Genomic DNA, 15974 nt, shown 5'->3' with positions numbered 1-15974 from the left:
ATATGCAAAGCGGCACGGTGAACGCGGCGGGCACCCTGGACGCCAGCGCGCCTGCGGGCGGCAATGGCGGCTTCATCGACACTTCGGCCGCGCACGTGAAGATCGACGATGCGCTGAAGGTGAGCACGGCCGCGACGAAGGGCGCGACGGGCATGTGGCTGATCGATCCGACCGATTTCACGATCGCGGCCTCGGGCGGCAACCAGACCGGTGCGTTTTACAGCAATGCGCTCAAGTCCAGCAATGTCACCATTGCAACGGTCGCCAGCGGCGGCGCGGCAGGCGATATCCATGTCAACGACACGATCAGCTGGTCGGCCAACAAGCTGACCTTGACGGCGCACAACAATATCAATATCAATGCGCCGCTGCGCGGTTCCGGCACGGCCAGCCTGGCGCTCGAGTATGGCCAACGCGGTGTCGCCGCCGGCAATTTGTCCACCTACAACGTGAAGGCGGAAGTGGACTTGCCATCGGGTAATAACTTCAGCACCAGGCAGGGCACGGATGGCGCAGTCATCAGCTATACGGTGATCAACAGCGTAGGTACTGCTGGCAGCCTGAGCGCAGCCGATTTGCAGGGCATGAATGCTAACCTGGGAGGCAACTATGCACTGGGCCGCCATATCGACGCCAGTGCCACGCTCAACTGGGGCGGTGGCACGGGCTTCGTGCCTATCGGTGGCACAGGCACGCCATTCACGGGCAGGCTTGACGGCCTGGGCCATGACATCACGGGATTGTCTCTCACCCGGCTGACGGACTATGCCGATGTCGGCATGTTTGGCGCCATCGGCGCGTCGGGGGTGGTGCGCAACCTCAATCTGGTCAATACCCGGATACAGGCGCCGGAAGGCAAGTACGGGCAGATCCGGATGGGCATGCTGGCGGCAAGAAACGCGGGCTTGATCGATAACGTCAGTGCGTACGGCGAGCTGAAGCTGACGGGGTATATTTACGCGGGCGGCCTGGTGGGCGTGAATGGCGGCGTGATCAACAACAGCCGCAGCAGCGGCAGTATCGAACACACTCCCAATTACGGTGGCGGAGCTGCCGGGCTGGTTGCTGAAAATGAACGTGGCGGCAGCGTCAGCAACAGTAGCAGCAGCATGAAGGTGACCGTAGTCAAGGGGACGGCCGGCGGGCTGGTGCTTGAAAACGCTGGCACCATCGCGAAGAGCTTTGCCACGGGCGACATCGCGGGCGATGTCTTTACGGGCGGCCTGGCGGCATTCACGTCAGGCAATATCAGCGACAGCTATGCGACGGGCAGCGTGACGGGCAGTTCCATCGCCGGCGGATTGGCTGGCCGGCTGGGCGGGATGATCAGCAACAGCTATGCGACCGGCAATGTCTACTCTTCCGGCGATGTGCAGTCCGAGCAGGGTTTTGGCGGCCTCGTCGGTGATGTTTATGCGGGCAGGATCAGCAACAGCTATGCCACTGGCAGCGTCAATGCGGGCAACTATGCGGGCGGCATCGTCGGCCGGAACCGGGGGACTGTGGACAATGTCTATTCCTTCGGCGCGGTCAATGCGCAGCACGATAACCGGGGCGGCATCGTTGGCTACAATGATTTCGGTGGCAACGTGAGCAATGCCTATTACAACACCAGCGCCAACCACGGCCTGACGGGCCTGGGCCAAGGCAATGGCAGAACGAGCAATATCGTCGGCTTGACGGACCTTGCAATGGGTGATCCTGCAAGTTATCCAACATTCAATTTCACGACGACGGCTGGCGCCACGGGCAACAATTGGGTGACGGTGGGATCGAACGGCGGCATGAACGGCAAGGGCGGCACGTTGCCGATGTTCAGCGGCGAGTACTCGACCACCATCAATTCCGCGCACCAGCTGCAGTTGATGGCGATGGACAAGACGGCAGCCTATACCCTGGGCAGCAGCTTCAGCGCGGGGGCGACGGCCGGCGGCGATATCTGGCTCGGCAAAGGCTTCGTGCCTGTCGGTGACGCCGCGTCGCCGTTCACGGGCAGCCTCAATGGCGCCGGCCACATCATTTCCGACTTGCGCATTTTCCGGCAGGGGAGCGCTGCAATCGGCCTGATCGGCAGTCTCGGCAAAAATGGCAGTATCTCGGACCTGGGCTTGAGCGACGCCCGGATCACCGGCGGCAGCGATGTGGGCGCGCTCGCCGGCGCGAACGCGGGCAAAATCAGCGGCAGTTTCGTTACCGGCAATGTCACGGGCGATGCGCAGGTCGGCGCCCTCGTGGGCAGCAATACGGGTGAAATTGTCGACAGTTACGCGCTGGGCAGCGCGACGGGCGGCGTGAATGTGGGCGGCCTGGCTGGCGACAGCCGCGGCGGCAGCATCCGTAACAGCTATGCGGCCGTTGCCGTCAGCGGCGCAGCGGGGCTGGGCGGGCTGGCAGGCGGCGCCTCCGCCGCCGATGCCACGGGCAGTTACTGGGATACGCAGATCAGCGGGCAGGCCGGCAGCCAGGGCGGCACGGGCTTGAGTTCGGCCGAGTTGAAAAAACTGGCCAACTACAACGGCAGCAACGGCGCGGGCAGCCCGGCCTGGGACTTGAGCAATACCTGGGTGATTTACGAAGGACAGAGCACGCCATTGCTGCGTTCCTTCCTGACGCCCCTGGTGGTGACGGTGTCGCATAGCAGCAAGGTCTATGATGGCCTCGCCAGCGATCCGGTCACCGTAAGCTATTCCAGGGTGGTCGATCCTTCCCTGCTGCAAGGCTCGTTGACATATGACAATGCGTCCGGCAGCCCGGTCAATGCCGGCAACTATGTGGTGCGGGCCAGCGGCGTGTATTCCACGGCCCAGAATGGCTACCTGATTAGCTATGTCGATGGCGGCGTGACCATTACGCCGCGCCAGATCAGTCTGAATGGCGTTTCGGCGGGCAACAAGGTGTATGACGGCAACACCTCTGCCGTGCTGGCTGGCGGCAGCCTCAGTGGCGTGCTGGGCGATGACGTGGCCAAGCTGAGCTTTTTGCTGTCCGGCGCTTATGCCAGCAAGAATGTCGGCAGCAATCTCGCCATTACGGCCAGCGCCACGCTGGGCGGCAGTGCGGCCGGCAACTATACGCTGGCGCCAATCGGCGACTTCAGCGGCGCGATCACCAAGGCCACCATCAGCAGGGTGACGGGCATCAAGGCCGATGACAAGGTGTATGACGGCGGCCTGGGGGCCAGCCTGAGCGGCGCTTCGGCGGTCTTGCACGGCATGGTGAGCGGCGACAGTCTTGCCGTGGTCACTGCCAGAGGCAATTTCGCGGACAAGAATGCGGGCAGCGGCAAAACGGTGTATGTCAGCGATATCATGCTGGCCGGCGCCGACAGCGGCAACTATATCCTGGCCGCCACGGACGCCGTCATCACGGGCACCATCCGGCCCAAGGCGCTGACGCTCGGCGGCGTCGCGGTGCAAGATAAAGTCTACGATGGCAATGCCGACGCGCGCGTGACGGGCGGCGCATTGAGCGGTTTCGTCGGCTCGGAAAACGTGATCTTGTCTGGCCTGAGCGGCTATTTTTCGGACAAGAACGCCGGCAACGGCAAGGCCGTGACGGTGGGCGCCGTGCTGGCCAGCGATACGGGGCTGGCCAGCAACTACACGGTGGCCAACCCGGCCGGCTTGACGGCCAGCATCACGCCCAAGGCCCTGACGGTGACGGGCGCGGTGGCGCTCGACAAGGTGTATGACGGCACGCGCCAGGCCAGCGTCAGCGGCGGCGTGCTGTCCGGCCTGGTCGAAGGCGAACGCCTGGATATCGCCGGCATGGCGGCCAGCTTCGGCGACAAGAACGCGGGCAAGGCCAAGGCGGTGACGGTGACGGGCACGACCCTGGCCGACACGGCCAGCGGCTTGGCCAGCAACTACACGGTGGCCAACCCGGACGGCTTGACGGCCAGCATCACGCCGAAGGCCCTGACGGTGACGGGCGCGGTGGCGCTCGACAAGGTCTACGATGGCACGCGCCTGGCCAGCGTCAGCGGCGGCGTGCTGTCCGGCCTGGTGGACGGCGAACGCCTGGACATCGCCGGCATGACGGCCAGTTTCGGCGACCAGAACGCGGGCAAGGCCAAGGCGGTGACGGTGACGGGCACGGCCCTGGCTGACACGGCCAGCGGCTTGGCCGGCAATTACACGGTGGCCGACCCGAATGGCTTGACGGCCAGCATCACGCCCAAGGCCTTGACGGTGACGGGGGTGGTGGCGGGCGACAAGGTCTACGACGGCACGCGCCAGGCCAGCGTCAGCGGCGGTGTGCTGTCCGGCCTGGTCGAAGGCGAACGCCTGGGCGTGACCGGGATGACGGCCAGCTTCGGCGACAAGAACGCGGGCAAGGGCAAGGTAGTGACGGTGACGGGCACGACCCTGGCCGACACGGCCAGCGGCTTGGCCAGCAATTATACGGTGGCCGACCCGAACGGCTTGACGGCCAGCATCACGCCGGCGGCGCTGACGGTGGGTATCACGGGTGTCAACAAGGTCTACGATGCGAGCGTCGCTGCCAGCGTGAACTGGCGCGACGACCGTCTTGCCGGCGACCAGCTGAGCATCAGCAGCAATGCTGCCCAGTTTGCCGACAAGAATGCGGGACAGGGCAAGACGGTGCGCGTGGATGGCATACGCTTGAGCGGGCTGGACGCCGGCAATTATGTGGTCAACACGGCGGCGTCGGCGCGGGCCGATATTACGCAGGCGAAATTGACCGTGACGGTGAACAATGCCGAGAAGGACCAGGGGCGCCCTAATCCCGTCTTTGACGTCGGCTATGCGGGCTTGCTGGGGGGCGACAGCGTGGCATCGGAACTGCGCGGCGAATTGCTGTTCAGTACGGAGGCTGGCGCGGGTTCGCCGGCCGGCAACTACAAGGTTGCCGCCGCAGGGCAGACGTCGAACAACTATGCGATCGGCTATGTGGCCGGCAGCTTGAAGGTGAAGCCGGCCGAAGCCTTGCGCAATGCGCTGACGGCAGCGGCCGCTTCCGTCGCCGCCGTGCCGTTGGCGGGCAATATGGTGGTTGCTGAACATGCCCATGGTGGCAAAGCGGCGGCCGCGCCAGCCGCGCCTTTCGTGGCCGGCGTGGCCGGCCCGGCATCCCGCCAGGTGCTGCCGGGCTTGCAATTGAGCGTGCTCGACGGCGGCATCCTGTTGCCGGCCGGCATGACCAGCGGCCCGGCCATGCCGTAACAGTCAGGGTCGTGCTTGCCCGGGCTAGCCGGCCCGTGCGGCAGCCTCCCTGGCAGGCGGCTGCAGATCCATATTGGCTTCGAACAGGGCCGTGATCCAGCCCGCAAACGCCTGCAGCTTGGGCGTGGCCAGCCGGCCTTGCGGCGTCAGCAGGGACATGGGCATGGGCGTCGGCGGGTGATCCGCCAGCACGGCCACCAGGGCGCCGCTGTCGAGGTGCGCGCGCACCTGGTACACGGCCGCCTGCGCCAGTCCCAGTCCCTGCAGCGCGCAAGCGACGCTGGCGTCGGCATCGTTGACGGCGATGGGGCCGGCCATCTGTACGCGCACCACCTCCTTGCCTTGCAGGAAATCCCAGTCGAAGGCGCGTCCCGTGCGGCCCGAGTAATGCATGATGCCCCGGTGCGCGGCCAGGTCCGCCAGGGTGTGCGGCGTGCCGTGCCGCGCCAGGTAGGCGGGCGAGGCGCACGTGACGAAGCGCATCAGGCCGACCTGTTTGCCGATGAAGGCGGAATCCTGCAAGGTGCCCACGCGCAAGGCGCAATCGATGCCTTCCTGCGTCAGGTCGACCAGGCGGTCAGTCAAGCTCAGTTGCAGTTGCACGTCCGGCCAGGCGGCGTGGAATTGCGCGATATGGGGCATGACGAGGCGCCTGCCCACCGTGTTGGGCAGGTTGATGCGCAGCAAGCCACGGGGTTTTTTCGCGTCCGGACCGCGGAACGCCAGTTCCGCCGTGTCGACGGCTTTCAAAATTTCGAGGCAATGGCGGAAATACTCGGCCCCTTCCGGCGTCAGGGACAAACGGCGCGTGGTGCGCTGCAGCAGTTGCGTGCCCAGGTAGGCTTCCAGCTTTTGCAGGGTGGCCGTCAGCGCGGCGCGCGGCAAATTCAAGGTTTCGGCCGCCTTGGAAAAACTGTTGGCCTCGACGATGCGCACGAAGGTCTGCATGGCCTTGATCTTGTCCATGGGATAGCCTGTCCTTGTATTGTTCATCTTATGTGAAAAGTGTAGGGCGATTATGCCCTAATTATCTTTGCCCCGGTTTTGCCTAGAATGGCGACATCCCTATCGAACCGAGGAAACAACATGAACAAGGCCTCACCTTCCGCTCCCCACGACATTGCGCCCGCCATGGTGCTGCTGCTGGCCATCGCTTCCGGCCTGATCGTCGCCAACCTGTACTACGCGCAAACTCTCGTCGGGCCCATCAGCGCCTCCACGGGCCTGTCGGCCAAGGCGGCCGGGCTGATCGTCACCCTGACGCAAGTGGGCTACACCCTGGGCCTGCTGTTTGTCGTGCCGCTGGGCGACTTGCTGGAAAACCGCCGCCTGATCGTCACGGCCTTGCTGGTGACGGCCACGGCCCTCGTGGCGGCGGCCCTCTCCACGGGCGCCATCGTGTTCCTGGCCGCCGCGCTGGCCATCGGCCTCGGGTCCGTGGCGGCGCAAGTGATCGTGCCGTTTGCCGCCCACCTGTCGCAGGAAGCGACGCGGGGCCAGACTGTGGGCAAGGTGGTCAGCGGCCTGTTGCTGGGCATCATGCTGGCCCGCCCCGTGGCTTCGCTGGTGGCGGCCCATGCGAGCTGGCACGTGGTGTTTGGCGGTGCCGCCGTGCTGATGGTCTTGCTGGCGCTGGTGCTGCGCCGCGCCTTGCCCGTGCGTCAGCCCGTGTCGAGCATGAAATATCCAGCCTTGATGGCGTCGCTGTGGCATTTGCTGCTGGGCACGCCCGTGCTGCGCCGCCGCGCCGCCTATCATGCTGGCCTGTTCGGCGCCTTCAGCCTGTTCTGGACCGTCACGCCGCTGGTGCTGTCCAGCCCCGCGTTCGGCCTGTCGCAAACGGGCATCGCCATCTTCGCCCTGGTGGGCATGGCGGGCGCGGTCGCTTCGCCCATCGCCGGCCGCCTGGCCGATGCGGGCCACACCTTGCCCGCCACGGCCGCCGCGCTGGCGCTGGGCATCGTCGCCTTTGCCTTGCCGATGCTGGCGCCCGAGTCGAGCCACGTGGCGCTGGGCTTGCTGGTGGTCGCTTCCATCGTGCTCGACATGGGCGTGGCGGCGAATCTGGTGCTGGGTCAGCGCGCCATCTTCAGCCTGGGCGCGGAAGTGCGGGGCCGCCTGAACGGCCTGTATTTCGCCCTGTTTTTCGCCGGAGGTGCAGCCGGCTCGGCCATCGGCGCCTGGGTGTATGCCAGCTATGGCTGGCAAGCAACTTTGCTGACCGGCATGGCGTTTCCGGGCTTGGCCCTGCTGGTATGGCTGGGAGAATTTCTGCCGCTGGCCGCGCGCCGCACGGCTTGAAACCCTGATGGCGGCTCGTTATCACTGGTGGCTATTTCTATCATCATGAAGATAAAGTGGCGTGATATGCCGCGATGCCACAAGATGCACTTGTCTCCTCTATCTCCTCCAAGGAAATAGATTCAGCCCGCTTCCGTAGCGGGCTTTTTTTTTGTCTTTGCAGATTAAATCACCACCAGATCGAGCGCGCGCATGAAGTTGGCCGCCTGCGCATGCGTGATGACGGCGCCTTTCAGCAAGGACGCTTCGCTCAATTTGAACCCGTCGATATCGGCGCCGCGCAAGTCCGCGCCCTGGAACTTCGCCAGTTTGATGGTGGCGTTGCGCAGGCTGCCCCCTTCGAAGACGGCGTCGCGGAAGTCGCAGCCGGCCAGGTAGGCGTCGGAAAAGTCCAGCTGCTTTAATATTGCCTTGCGGAACGAGAAGCCGCGCAGGTCGGCGCCCACCAGCAGGCTGTCTTCGAAGGTGAGGCCCAGGTGGGCCACTTCCTCGAACGAGGCGCCCGTCAGCTTGCAGCCGCGGTAGGTGGCCGAGGCCAGCTTGGCGCGCCGCCATTTTGTGTTGTTCAGGTCGCAGCCTTCAAAGCTGGCGTCGACGGCGTCGACGGATTCGAAATCGGCGCTGCCCGCGCGGCAGCGGCGCCAGGTGCTGCGCGCCAGTTTGCTGGCGAACAAATTGGTTTCGGCAAAGGTGCAGCGCTCGAAGGTACAGCCCTGCAGATCGAGGCGCGACAAGTCTTCGCCGTCGAATGCACAATCGATGAAGTGGCGCACGGGCAGGGCCAGCTGCTGCTCGATGCCGGCGCGGTCCAGGGTCATGTTGCTTACTGCGGTGTCGTGTGTTGCCATCCGTTTTTATTCCTAATCAAAGCAGGGGAGGGATGGCGCGGCGGGAAAATGCACGAACCAGAACACCTCCCCGGCTGGTGTAACAGCCAAGGGTCAGCGCCGTGGGTCCGCGTGGGCGGGAGCATGCCGGACGGTGCCGGGCACTTACCGGGTTACCAACCGGTGCGCTCATTTTCGATCAGCGCGTATTGTAGCTTGTCCGAATCGGCCTTGCCAGTTCTTGCGAAGCCGGGTTAGTATCGTTGCAGGCGCAGCCACTGCGCCAACGTCGCTCGGACGGATCCGGGCGCTTACGTACAGAGATAACCATGACCGACAGCCAAGCTCCGCGCAGCTTTTCGCGCATCAATCGCCTTCCCCCCTACGTTTTCAATATCACCGCCGAACTCAAGATGGCCGCGCGCCGCCGTGGCGAGGACATCATCGACATGTCGATGGGCAATCCCGATGGCGCCACGCCGGCCCACATCGTGGACAAGCTGGTCGAGACGGTGAAACGCCCCGATACGCACGGCTATTCCGCCTCCAAAGGCATTCCGCGGCTGCGCCGCGCGATTGCCCACTGGTACAAGAAGCGCTACGAGGTCGACATCGACCCGGACAGCGAAGCCATCGTCACCATCGGCTCGAAAGAGGGCCTGGCGCACCTGATGCTGGCGACCTTGGACCGTGGCGACACGGTGCTGGTGCCCAATCCCAGCTACCCGATCCACATCTGGGGTGCCGTCATCGCGGGCGCCGATATCCGCTCCGTGCGCATGGGGCCGGGCGTGGATTTCTTTGCCGAACTGGAACGGGCCATCCGCGAAAGCTACCCGAAACCGAAGATGATGGTGCTGGGCTTTCCGTCCAACCCCACGGCGCAATGCGTGGAGCTGGAATTCTTCGAAAGAGTCGTGGCGCTGGCGAAACAGCACAATATCCTGGTGGTGCATGACCTGGCGTATGCCGACATCACTTTCGACGGCTGGAAGGCGCCGTCCATCATGCAGGTGCCGGGCGCGCGCGACGTGGCCGTGGAATTCTTTACCATGTCGAAAAGCTACAACATGGCGGGATGGCGCATCGGCTTCATGGTGGGCAATGCGGAACTGGTGGCCGCCTTGGCGCGCATCAAGAGCTACCACGACTACGGCAGTTTTACTCCGGTGCAAGTGGCGGCCATCGCCGCGCTGGAAGGTGACCAAAGTTGCGTGACGGAAATCTGCGCCCAGTACCAGCGCCGCCGCGACGTGCTGGTGAAAGGCTTGCATGAGGCGGGCTGGATGGTGGAAAAACCGAAGGCCTCGATGTATATCTGGGCGCATATCCCGCAAGCGTATCGCCACCTGGGTTCGCTGGAATTTGCCAAGCTGCTGCTGCAAAAAGCGAAGGTGAGCGTGTCGCCCGGCATCGGCTTCGGCGAATACGGCGATGAATACGTGCGCTTCGCCCTGATCGAAAACGAGGCGCGCGTCCGGCAAGCCTTGCGCGGCATCAAGAATATGTTGCGTTCCGGCGACGTAAAAACGGAAACGGCAACGTAAAAGTTGCCGCATGGAATTGTCTGTTGCCCCTAATATCACTGCCGCGTATTTCTGACATCACGAATATAAAGTGGTTTTATATGCTGCAACGCGGCATCATTCATTTGTCTCCTCTATCTCCTCCAAGGAAATAGATTCAGCCCGCTCCCGCAGCGGGCTTTTTTTTTGCCTGTCATTCCGCACGGCTATGCGTCGCCGGCACCCGTAAACCGCCGCACCGCCACCTCCCACTGCTGCATCAGGCTGGCCGCCTGGTCGCGGCCGATGGTGGGCAGAAACGTCCTGTCGGCGCGCCAGTGCGTTGCCAGCTCGTCGACGCCACGGTACTGGCCGATGGCCAGGCCCGCCAGGCAGGCCGCGCCCAGGGCCGTCGTTTCGATCACTTGCGGGCGCACGACGGGGATGCCCAGCAAGTCGGCCTGGAATTGCAGCAGCAGGTTGTTGGCGCAGGCGCCGCCGTCCACGCGCAGCTCCGTGATGGGCGCTTGCGCGTCGCGCGTCATCGCGCCCAGCAGGGCCGCACTCTGGAAGGCGATCGCTTCGAGCGCCGCGCGGGCGATGTGGCCCACCGTGCTGCCCCGGCTCAGGCCCAGGATGGCGCCTTTCGCCGAGGGCACCCAGTACGGTGCGCCCAGGCCTGTAAACGAGGGCACAAAGACGACGCCGCCGGAATCGGGCACGGAGGCGGCCAGGCCTTCCGCTTCGCCCGCGTGGCCGATGGCGCCCAGGCCGTCGCGCAGCCACTGCACCACGGCGCCGCCGATGAAGACGCTGCCTTCGAGCGCATACGCGGGCTGCGCGCCCACCTGGCAGGCGGCCGTGCTGATCAGACCATGCTGCGATTGCGCGCACTGCTCGCCCGTGTTGAGCAGCAAGAAGCAGCCCGTGCCATAGGTATTCTTGGCCATGCCCGGCGTGAAACAGGTCTGGCCGAACAGCGCCGCCTGCTGGTCGCCGGCGATGCCGCCGATGATGATGGGGCTGCCCAGCACCGCCGCATCCGTTTCGCCATACACGTGGCTCGAAGGGTGGACGGTCGGCAGCAGGCTCGCTGGAATGCCCAGCCAGTCGAGCAGCTGGGCATCCCAGCAGCCTTCATGCAGGTTCCACAGCATGGTGCGCGAAGCGTTGGTGACGTCGCTCACATGCAGGCGGCCGCCCGTCATCTGCCATGCGAGCCAGGTATCGATGGTGCCGAAGGCCAGTTCGCCGCGCATGGCGCGCGCGCGGACGCCGGGCACGGCGTCGAGTATCCAGCGCAGCTTGGTGCCGGAAAAATACGGGTCGAGCACCAGGCCCGTCTTCGCATGGATGGCGCCGGCGAGGCCCCGCGCGCGCAAGTCCTCGCACAGCGCCTCCGTGCGGCGGTCTTGCCAGACGATGGCGTTATAGACGGGTTCGCCCGTGGCGCGGTCCCATACCACCGTCGTTTCGCGCTGGTTGGTGATGCCCAGCGCACCGAGGGCGTCGGCCTGCAAGCCCGTCTTGGCCAGCACTTCGCGGCAGGTAGCCAGTTGGCTGTGCCAGATTTCCATGGGATCGTGCTCGATCCAGCCCGGCTGCGGGAAGATCTGGCGAAATTCGCGCTGCGCCACGGCGACGATGGCGCCCGTTTCATCGAAGACCATGCTGCGCGAGCTGGAGGTGCCCTGGTCGAGGGCCAGCAAATACGTCATGCCGTCACCTCTTGCGCCGGATGGGCGGCCAGCCACTGCTGCAGGCGCGCCACGTCGGCCGGCGCGCAGCGCAACCCCAGTTTGCTGCGGCGCCACAGGATGTCGTCGCTGCTCCTGGCCCATTCCACCTCGACCAGATAGCACGCTTCGGCTTCGTACAGGCCGGGCGCCAGTTGCGCGCCCAGGTCGGCCATCGATGTGGCGCCCGTCAGCAGGCGTGCGGCGCGGCTGCCATAGGCGCGCGCATAGCGGCGTGCCAGCGCGGGCTGCAGCCAGGCGTGGTCGCACTGGAAGCGCGCGAGGAAACCGTCGAAATCATGGCTGTCCACGAGTTGATTCACCTGCTGCAGGTCGCCACCGGGCAGGGGCGCGTGGGCCGTCCAGGCCGGGGAGCCATTGTCCAGCAGGGGCGCCAGCAGGCCCAGCGCCTCTTCGGCCAGCTTGCGGTAGGTGGTGATCTTGCCGCCCCAGATATTGAGCAGGGGCGCGCCCGTCGCCGCTGCGCCGCGCGCCACTTCCAGCAGGTAGTCGCGCGTGACGGCCGACGCGTTCTGCGCGCTGTCGTCGAGCAGGGGGCGCACGCCGGAATACGTCCACACGACGTCGGCGGGGCCGATTTCGCGCTTGAAATAGCGGTTCGCCGCCTGGCACAGGTAATCGATCTCCGCCTGGCTGATCTTCACCTGGCTCACGTCCCCCTTGTATTCCTCGTCGGTGGTGCCGATCAGGGTAAAGTCATCCTGGTAGGGGATGGCGAAGATGATGCGCTGGTCCGGGTTCTGGAAGATGTAGGCGTTCGGATGGTCGAACAGGCGCGGCACGATGATGTGGCTGCCCTTGATCAGGCGCAACCCCTGCGTCTTGCCGCCGCCGGCCGCGCCTGCAAATTGCGCCGTCCACGGTCCCGCCGCGTTGACGATGGCGCGCGCGCGCAAGGTCTTGCGCTGGCCACCCTCTGCTTGCAGGGTGGCGTGCCAGGCGTCGCCGTCGCGGCGCGCGTCGACGCAGGCCGTGCGCGTGAGGATATGCGCGCCGTGTTCCTGCGCGTCGAGCGCGTTGAGCACCACCAGGCGCGCATCGTCGACCCAGCCGTCGGAATACACGAAGCCCTTGCGGTAGCCTGCCTTCAGCGGCGCGCCCGCCGCATGGCGGTCCAGCGCGATGCCTTGCGAGGCGGGTAAAAAGTCCCGTTTGGCCAGGTGGTCGTACAGGAACAGGCCCGCGCGTATCATCCAGGCGGGGCGCTGGGCGGCGTCGTGCGGCATGACGAAGCGCATCGGCCACATGATGTGGGGCGCGGCGCGCAGCAGCACTTCGCGTTCCTGCAGCGCCTTGCGCACCAGCTTGAATTCATAGTATTCGAGGTAGCGCAGGCCGCCGTGTATCAGCTTGGTGGAGGCGGACGACGTGTGCTGCGCCAGGTCGTGCTGTTCGCACAGCACCACGCGCAAGCCGCGGCCGGCCGCGTCGCGCGCGATGCCGGCGCCATTGATGCCGCCGCCGACGACCAGCAGGTCGCAGTCGGCGGGCAGGGAGGAAAAGCGGGAAGCGGACATGGAAGGTTCGTCTCGTAAAAAAGGTAAACAGTGAAAAGGCGCCGCCTCAGGCGGCCAGGGCCAGCACGGGCGGTAGCACCAGGGCCAGGCCGGCGATCAGCAGCAGCACGAAGACGGCGCGGCGCACGTGCTCGATGGGCAGGCGCGAAGGGTGGCGGCGCGCCAGCCACGTCAGCCCCGTCACCAGCGGCAAGGCTTCCAGGGTCAGCCACAGGGCCGTCAGGCTGAACTGGCCGTGCGCCAGCACGAGGGCCAGGCGCAGCACGGCATTCGCGGCAAACAGCACGATCAGCGAATGGCGGATCATGTCGGCCGGCCATGGCTGGCGGTACAGGTGGTACACCATGGGCGGACCGGCGCTGGCGAACAGGCCGCCCATCACGCCGGACACGCCGCTGAAGAACAGGAAGGCGGGCAGGCCGGATTGCCGCCGGCGCGCGCTGGCGCGCAGCACCAGCATGCATGCGCAGACGACGATGGCGCAGCCGAGCAGGAAGCGCAGCAGGGTCACCTGTTGCGCGCTGAACCAGCCCAACAGGGCCACGCCAGCGCCCACGCCCAGCAGGCTGACGGCCAGTGCAGGGCCGAACACGGGCCAGGCCAGTTGCGGACGCGTGCGGCCAAACGTGATGGCCGCATTCACCAGCACCAGCACGCTGACGACGTTGGCCACGTCGCCCAGGCTGGCCAGGTGCAGCACGGCCGTCAGGCCCAGCAGGATCAGGCCGAAAGCAAAGCCCGTCAGGTTCTGCGCGCCGCTGGCCAGCGCCACGCAGGCCAGGAACAGCAAGTGCGACGCCACGCTCATGCCAGGCTCATTTCGCCAGCGACAGGAAGAAATCCTGCTGTGCGCAACCGCGCCGCACGAAGACGGGCGGCTGGCCCAGGGGCGCGTCGACTTCCACGCGCTGGCCGCCTTCGAAGACGGCGCCGCTCCACAGGTGGATCCAGGCGTCGCCCTGCGGCAGGTAGGCGCTCCAGCGCGCAGCGCCCGCCGCATGCACGGGCGCCACCAGCAGGTCGGGGCCGAACAGGTACTGGTCCTGGATGGCGTAGGTGGCGCGGTCGTGTTCATAGTGCAGGAACAGGGGGCGCTGCAGCGGCAGGCCGCGCGCCACGGCATCTTCGGCCAGGGCGCGGATGGTCGGCGCCAGCGCCACGTGCAGCCGCGTCATGCGGGCGAAGTGCTGGAATACCTGTTCATCCTGGTAGAACTGGAAGTTTTCGTCCGGGCGGTTGCCTTCGTGCGTGCGCATCATCGACGTGAAGACGGCCATCTCCGTCCAGCGCTGGAACAGTTCCGCCGTGCGCAGGTTGCCGAACAGGCTGGTATAGCCGCCGATATCGCTGTGGTGGTAGGCGTTGCCCAGCAAGCCGGACGACAGGGCGCCGCAAATCACCGTCTGCAAGCCGTCGTGGCGGCTGAAGTCGACCGACTGGTCGCCCGCCCACAGCAGCGGGCAGTGCGCCTGCACGCCCGTGTAGCCGGCGCGCATGAAGAAGGTGGCGTCGCCCGTCTTGCCGGCCCGCTCGATGGCGCGCGCATTGACTTCGGCCCACAGGGTCGGCCAGGCGTTGTGCATCAGGCGCGCATCGACGCCATTGTGCAGGCGCAGGTCGATCGGCAGGTATTCGCCGAAATCGGCCATCCAGCCGGACAGGCCGAAGTCGAGCATTTCCTGGCGCAGGATGCGTTCCTCGAACCACAGCGCGGCTGCCGGGTTGGTGAAGTCGACGACGCCGCAATCGAATTCGCCGAAGTCCACCAGGTAGGCGCCGCCATCGGTGGCCGTGGCCAGGAATCCCTGCTGCAGCGCTTCCTGGTACAGGGTGCCGTCGTTGCACAAATACGGATTGACGTAGCCGAGGAAGCGGATGTCTTGCCTGGCCAGGTCGGCGATCCAGTTTTTCAGGTCGGGATAGCGCTGCGGCTGCCAGCGCCAGTCCCAGAACAAGCGCTTGCCGAACGACGTCTGGCGCAAGCCCACCCAGTCTTCGCACCACAGGGCGCTGACGGGCAAGCCGTGTTCCTGCGCCTGTGCGAGGATGGTGCGGGCATGCTCTTCTCCGCCTTTCAGGCCCAGCATGGCGCCATTTTGCAGCCAGGCGGGCAATTGCGGCTGGCGGCCGAAGCGTTGCGAGACCACGCCGACCAGGTCGACGAAGGAGTCGGCCAGCATGAATTCCAGGCGCTCGGGCATGGCCCAGAATTGCAGCTCGTGGAAGTCCGGCTGGCGGAAATCGAAGTCCGCATACGCCGTCGTCTCGGCATGCAGGCAGTAGCGCTGCGACGAGATGAAGCTCGGCTGCGGATAATTCGTGTGATAGTAGTCGCCGCCCGATTTCGACGTCACGTCCGCCTGCCACGTCAAATGGGTCGACTTGTCGCGGCCCACGCCCGGCTCCGACGTCCACAGGGGGAAGTGGCGGCCGCGCAGGTCGAAGTACGACATCTGCTCGCCGCAGCCCCACACATGCTCGTCCTGTTCCGCGGGCAGGCGCAGCCACAGCCGGTTCCAGCCCGGCGCCGCGTAGCGCACCACCAGGTGCACGCCATGCGGCGCCGCTTGCACGGCCAGCACCAGCTGCGGCGTGTCGCCCGCATGGCGCGCAAAGCTCAGGGTGGCGCCGTCGCCGTCCTGCGTGACGGCCAGCGCGCGCAGGGCGCTGCGCTCCTCGACGTAATCTTCGATGGCGAAGTTACCGCGGTACATTTCCATGCTTTCGCGGCCCTGGCCGACGAACACGCATGGCGCATCGGCGCCGTGGCGCAGCAGCAAGCGGCCGGCGCAGCGCAGGGCGACGCTGTCATTTTCCTGGTGTAGTGTGTACTGCATGACGATCAACTCCTGTGAAAACCGGCCGCCCGCATGGTGGGCGT

At 65.7% G+C, this 15974-nt stretch carries 9 protein-coding genes; 3 read left to right on the top strand and 6 right to left on the bottom strand.

Annotation, left to right across the window (positions count from 1 at the left end; genetic code table 11):
- Positions 1–17: 17 nt before the first annotated feature.
- Positions 18–5186, top strand: a complete 5169-nt coding sequence (locus tag O3301_RS05730; protein WP_305055827.1) for a YDG domain-containing protein — start codon at positions 18–20, stop codon at positions 5184–5186.
- Between the two features lie 24 nt (positions 5187–5210).
- Here O3301_RS05730 and O3301_RS05725 read toward each other — a convergent pair whose 3' ends face one another.
- On the bottom strand, positions 5211–6152 hold the full coding sequence (locus O3301_RS05725) for a LysR family transcriptional regulator (RefSeq protein ID WP_305055826.1): 942 nt from the start codon (positions 6150–6152) through the stop codon (positions 5211–5213).
- 120 nt (positions 6153–6272) lie between these two features.
- On the opposite strand from O3301_RS05725, the gene O3301_RS05720 reads away from it, so the two are divergent.
- On the top strand, positions 6273–7487 hold the full coding sequence (locus tag O3301_RS05720; RefSeq protein WP_305055825.1) for an MFS transporter: 1215 nt from the start codon (positions 6273–6275) through the stop codon (positions 7485–7487).
- 164 nt (positions 7488–7651) lie between these two features.
- Here O3301_RS05720 and O3301_RS05715 read toward each other — a convergent pair whose 3' ends face one another.
- A complete protein-coding gene (locus O3301_RS05715) occupies positions 7652–8335 on the bottom strand; it encodes a pentapeptide repeat-containing protein (protein ID WP_305055824.1) in 684 nt (227 codons plus the stop codon).
- Between the two features lie 308 nt (positions 8336–8643).
- Between O3301_RS05715 and alaC the strand changes: the two genes are divergently transcribed.
- The gene (gene alaC, locus O3301_RS05710) at positions 8644–9861 is read left to right on the top strand and encodes an alanine transaminase (RefSeq protein WP_289914286.1); all 1218 of its coding nucleotides are present in this window, start codon (positions 8644–8646) and stop codon (positions 9859–9861) included.
- 185 nt (positions 9862–10046) lie between these two features.
- On the opposite strand, the gene glpK is transcribed toward alaC, so the two are convergent.
- The 4 genes from glpK to O3301_RS05690 are packed head-to-tail and all read right to left on the bottom strand — an operon-like array spanning position 10047 to position 15930.
- Positions 10047–11537: a glycerol kinase GlpK gene (glpK, locus tag O3301_RS05705; protein WP_305055823.1), complete on the bottom strand. Its 1491-nt coding sequence runs from the start codon at positions 11535–11537 to the stop codon at positions 10047–10049.
- A complete protein-coding gene (gene glpD / locus O3301_RS05700) occupies positions 11534–13093 on the bottom strand; it encodes a glycerol-3-phosphate dehydrogenase (RefSeq protein ID WP_305055822.1) in 1560 nt (519 codons plus the stop codon). The genes glpK and glpD overlap by 4 nt, the downstream gene beginning before the upstream one ends.
- A gap of 46 nt (positions 13094–13139) precedes the next feature.
- On the bottom strand, positions 13140–13901 hold the full coding sequence (locus tag O3301_RS05695) for a TSUP family transporter (protein ID WP_305055821.1): 762 nt from the start codon (positions 13899–13901) through the stop codon (positions 13140–13142).
- Positions 13902–13908: 7 nt separating this feature from the next.
- Positions 13909–15930: an alpha-glucosidase gene (locus O3301_RS05690; protein ID WP_305055820.1), complete on the bottom strand. Its 2022-nt coding sequence runs from the start codon at positions 15928–15930 to the stop codon at positions 13909–13911.
- Between the last annotated feature and the right edge of the window lie 44 nt (positions 15931–15974).

Source organism: Janthinobacterium sp. SUN211, from assembly GCF_030587315.1.
Taxonomy (GTDB): Bacteria; Pseudomonadota; Gammaproteobacteria; order Burkholderiales; family Burkholderiaceae_D; genus Janthinobacterium; species Janthinobacterium kumbetense.
Note: the sequence above shows the minus strand (reverse complement) of the source record. Positions and strands in the feature narration are given on the sequence as shown.

Bases quoted from the DNA above. Each gene is read 5' to 3' on its own strand.
- glpD (WP_305055822.1), bottom strand. From the start codon at position 13,093: ATGTCCGCTTCCCGCTTTTCCTCCCTGCCCGCCGACTGCGACCTGCTG.
- O3301_RS05690 (WP_305055820.1), bottom strand. From the start codon at position 15,930: ATGCAGTACACACTACACCAGGAAAATGACAGCGTCGCCCTGCGCTGC.
- glpK (WP_305055823.1), bottom strand. From the start codon at position 11,537: ATGACGTATTTGCTGGCCCTCGACCAGGGCACCTCCAGCTCGCGCAGC.
- O3301_RS05695 (WP_305055821.1), bottom strand. From the start codon at position 13,901: ATGAGCGTGGCGTCGCACTTGCTGTTCCTGGCCTGCGTGGCGCTGGCC.
- O3301_RS05725 (WP_305055826.1), bottom strand. From the start codon at position 6,152: ATGGACAAGATCAAGGCCATGCAGACCTTCGTGCGCATCGTCGAGGCC.
- alaC (WP_289914286.1), top strand. From the start codon at position 8,644: ATGACCGACAGCCAAGCTCCGCGCAGCTTTTCGCGCATCAATCGCCTT.
- O3301_RS05715 (WP_305055824.1), bottom strand. From the start codon at position 8,335: ATGGCAACACACGACACCGCAGTAAGCAACATGACCCTGGACCGCGCC.
- O3301_RS05720 (WP_305055825.1), top strand. From the start codon at position 6,273: ATGAACAAGGCCTCACCTTCCGCTCCCCACGACATTGCGCCCGCCATG.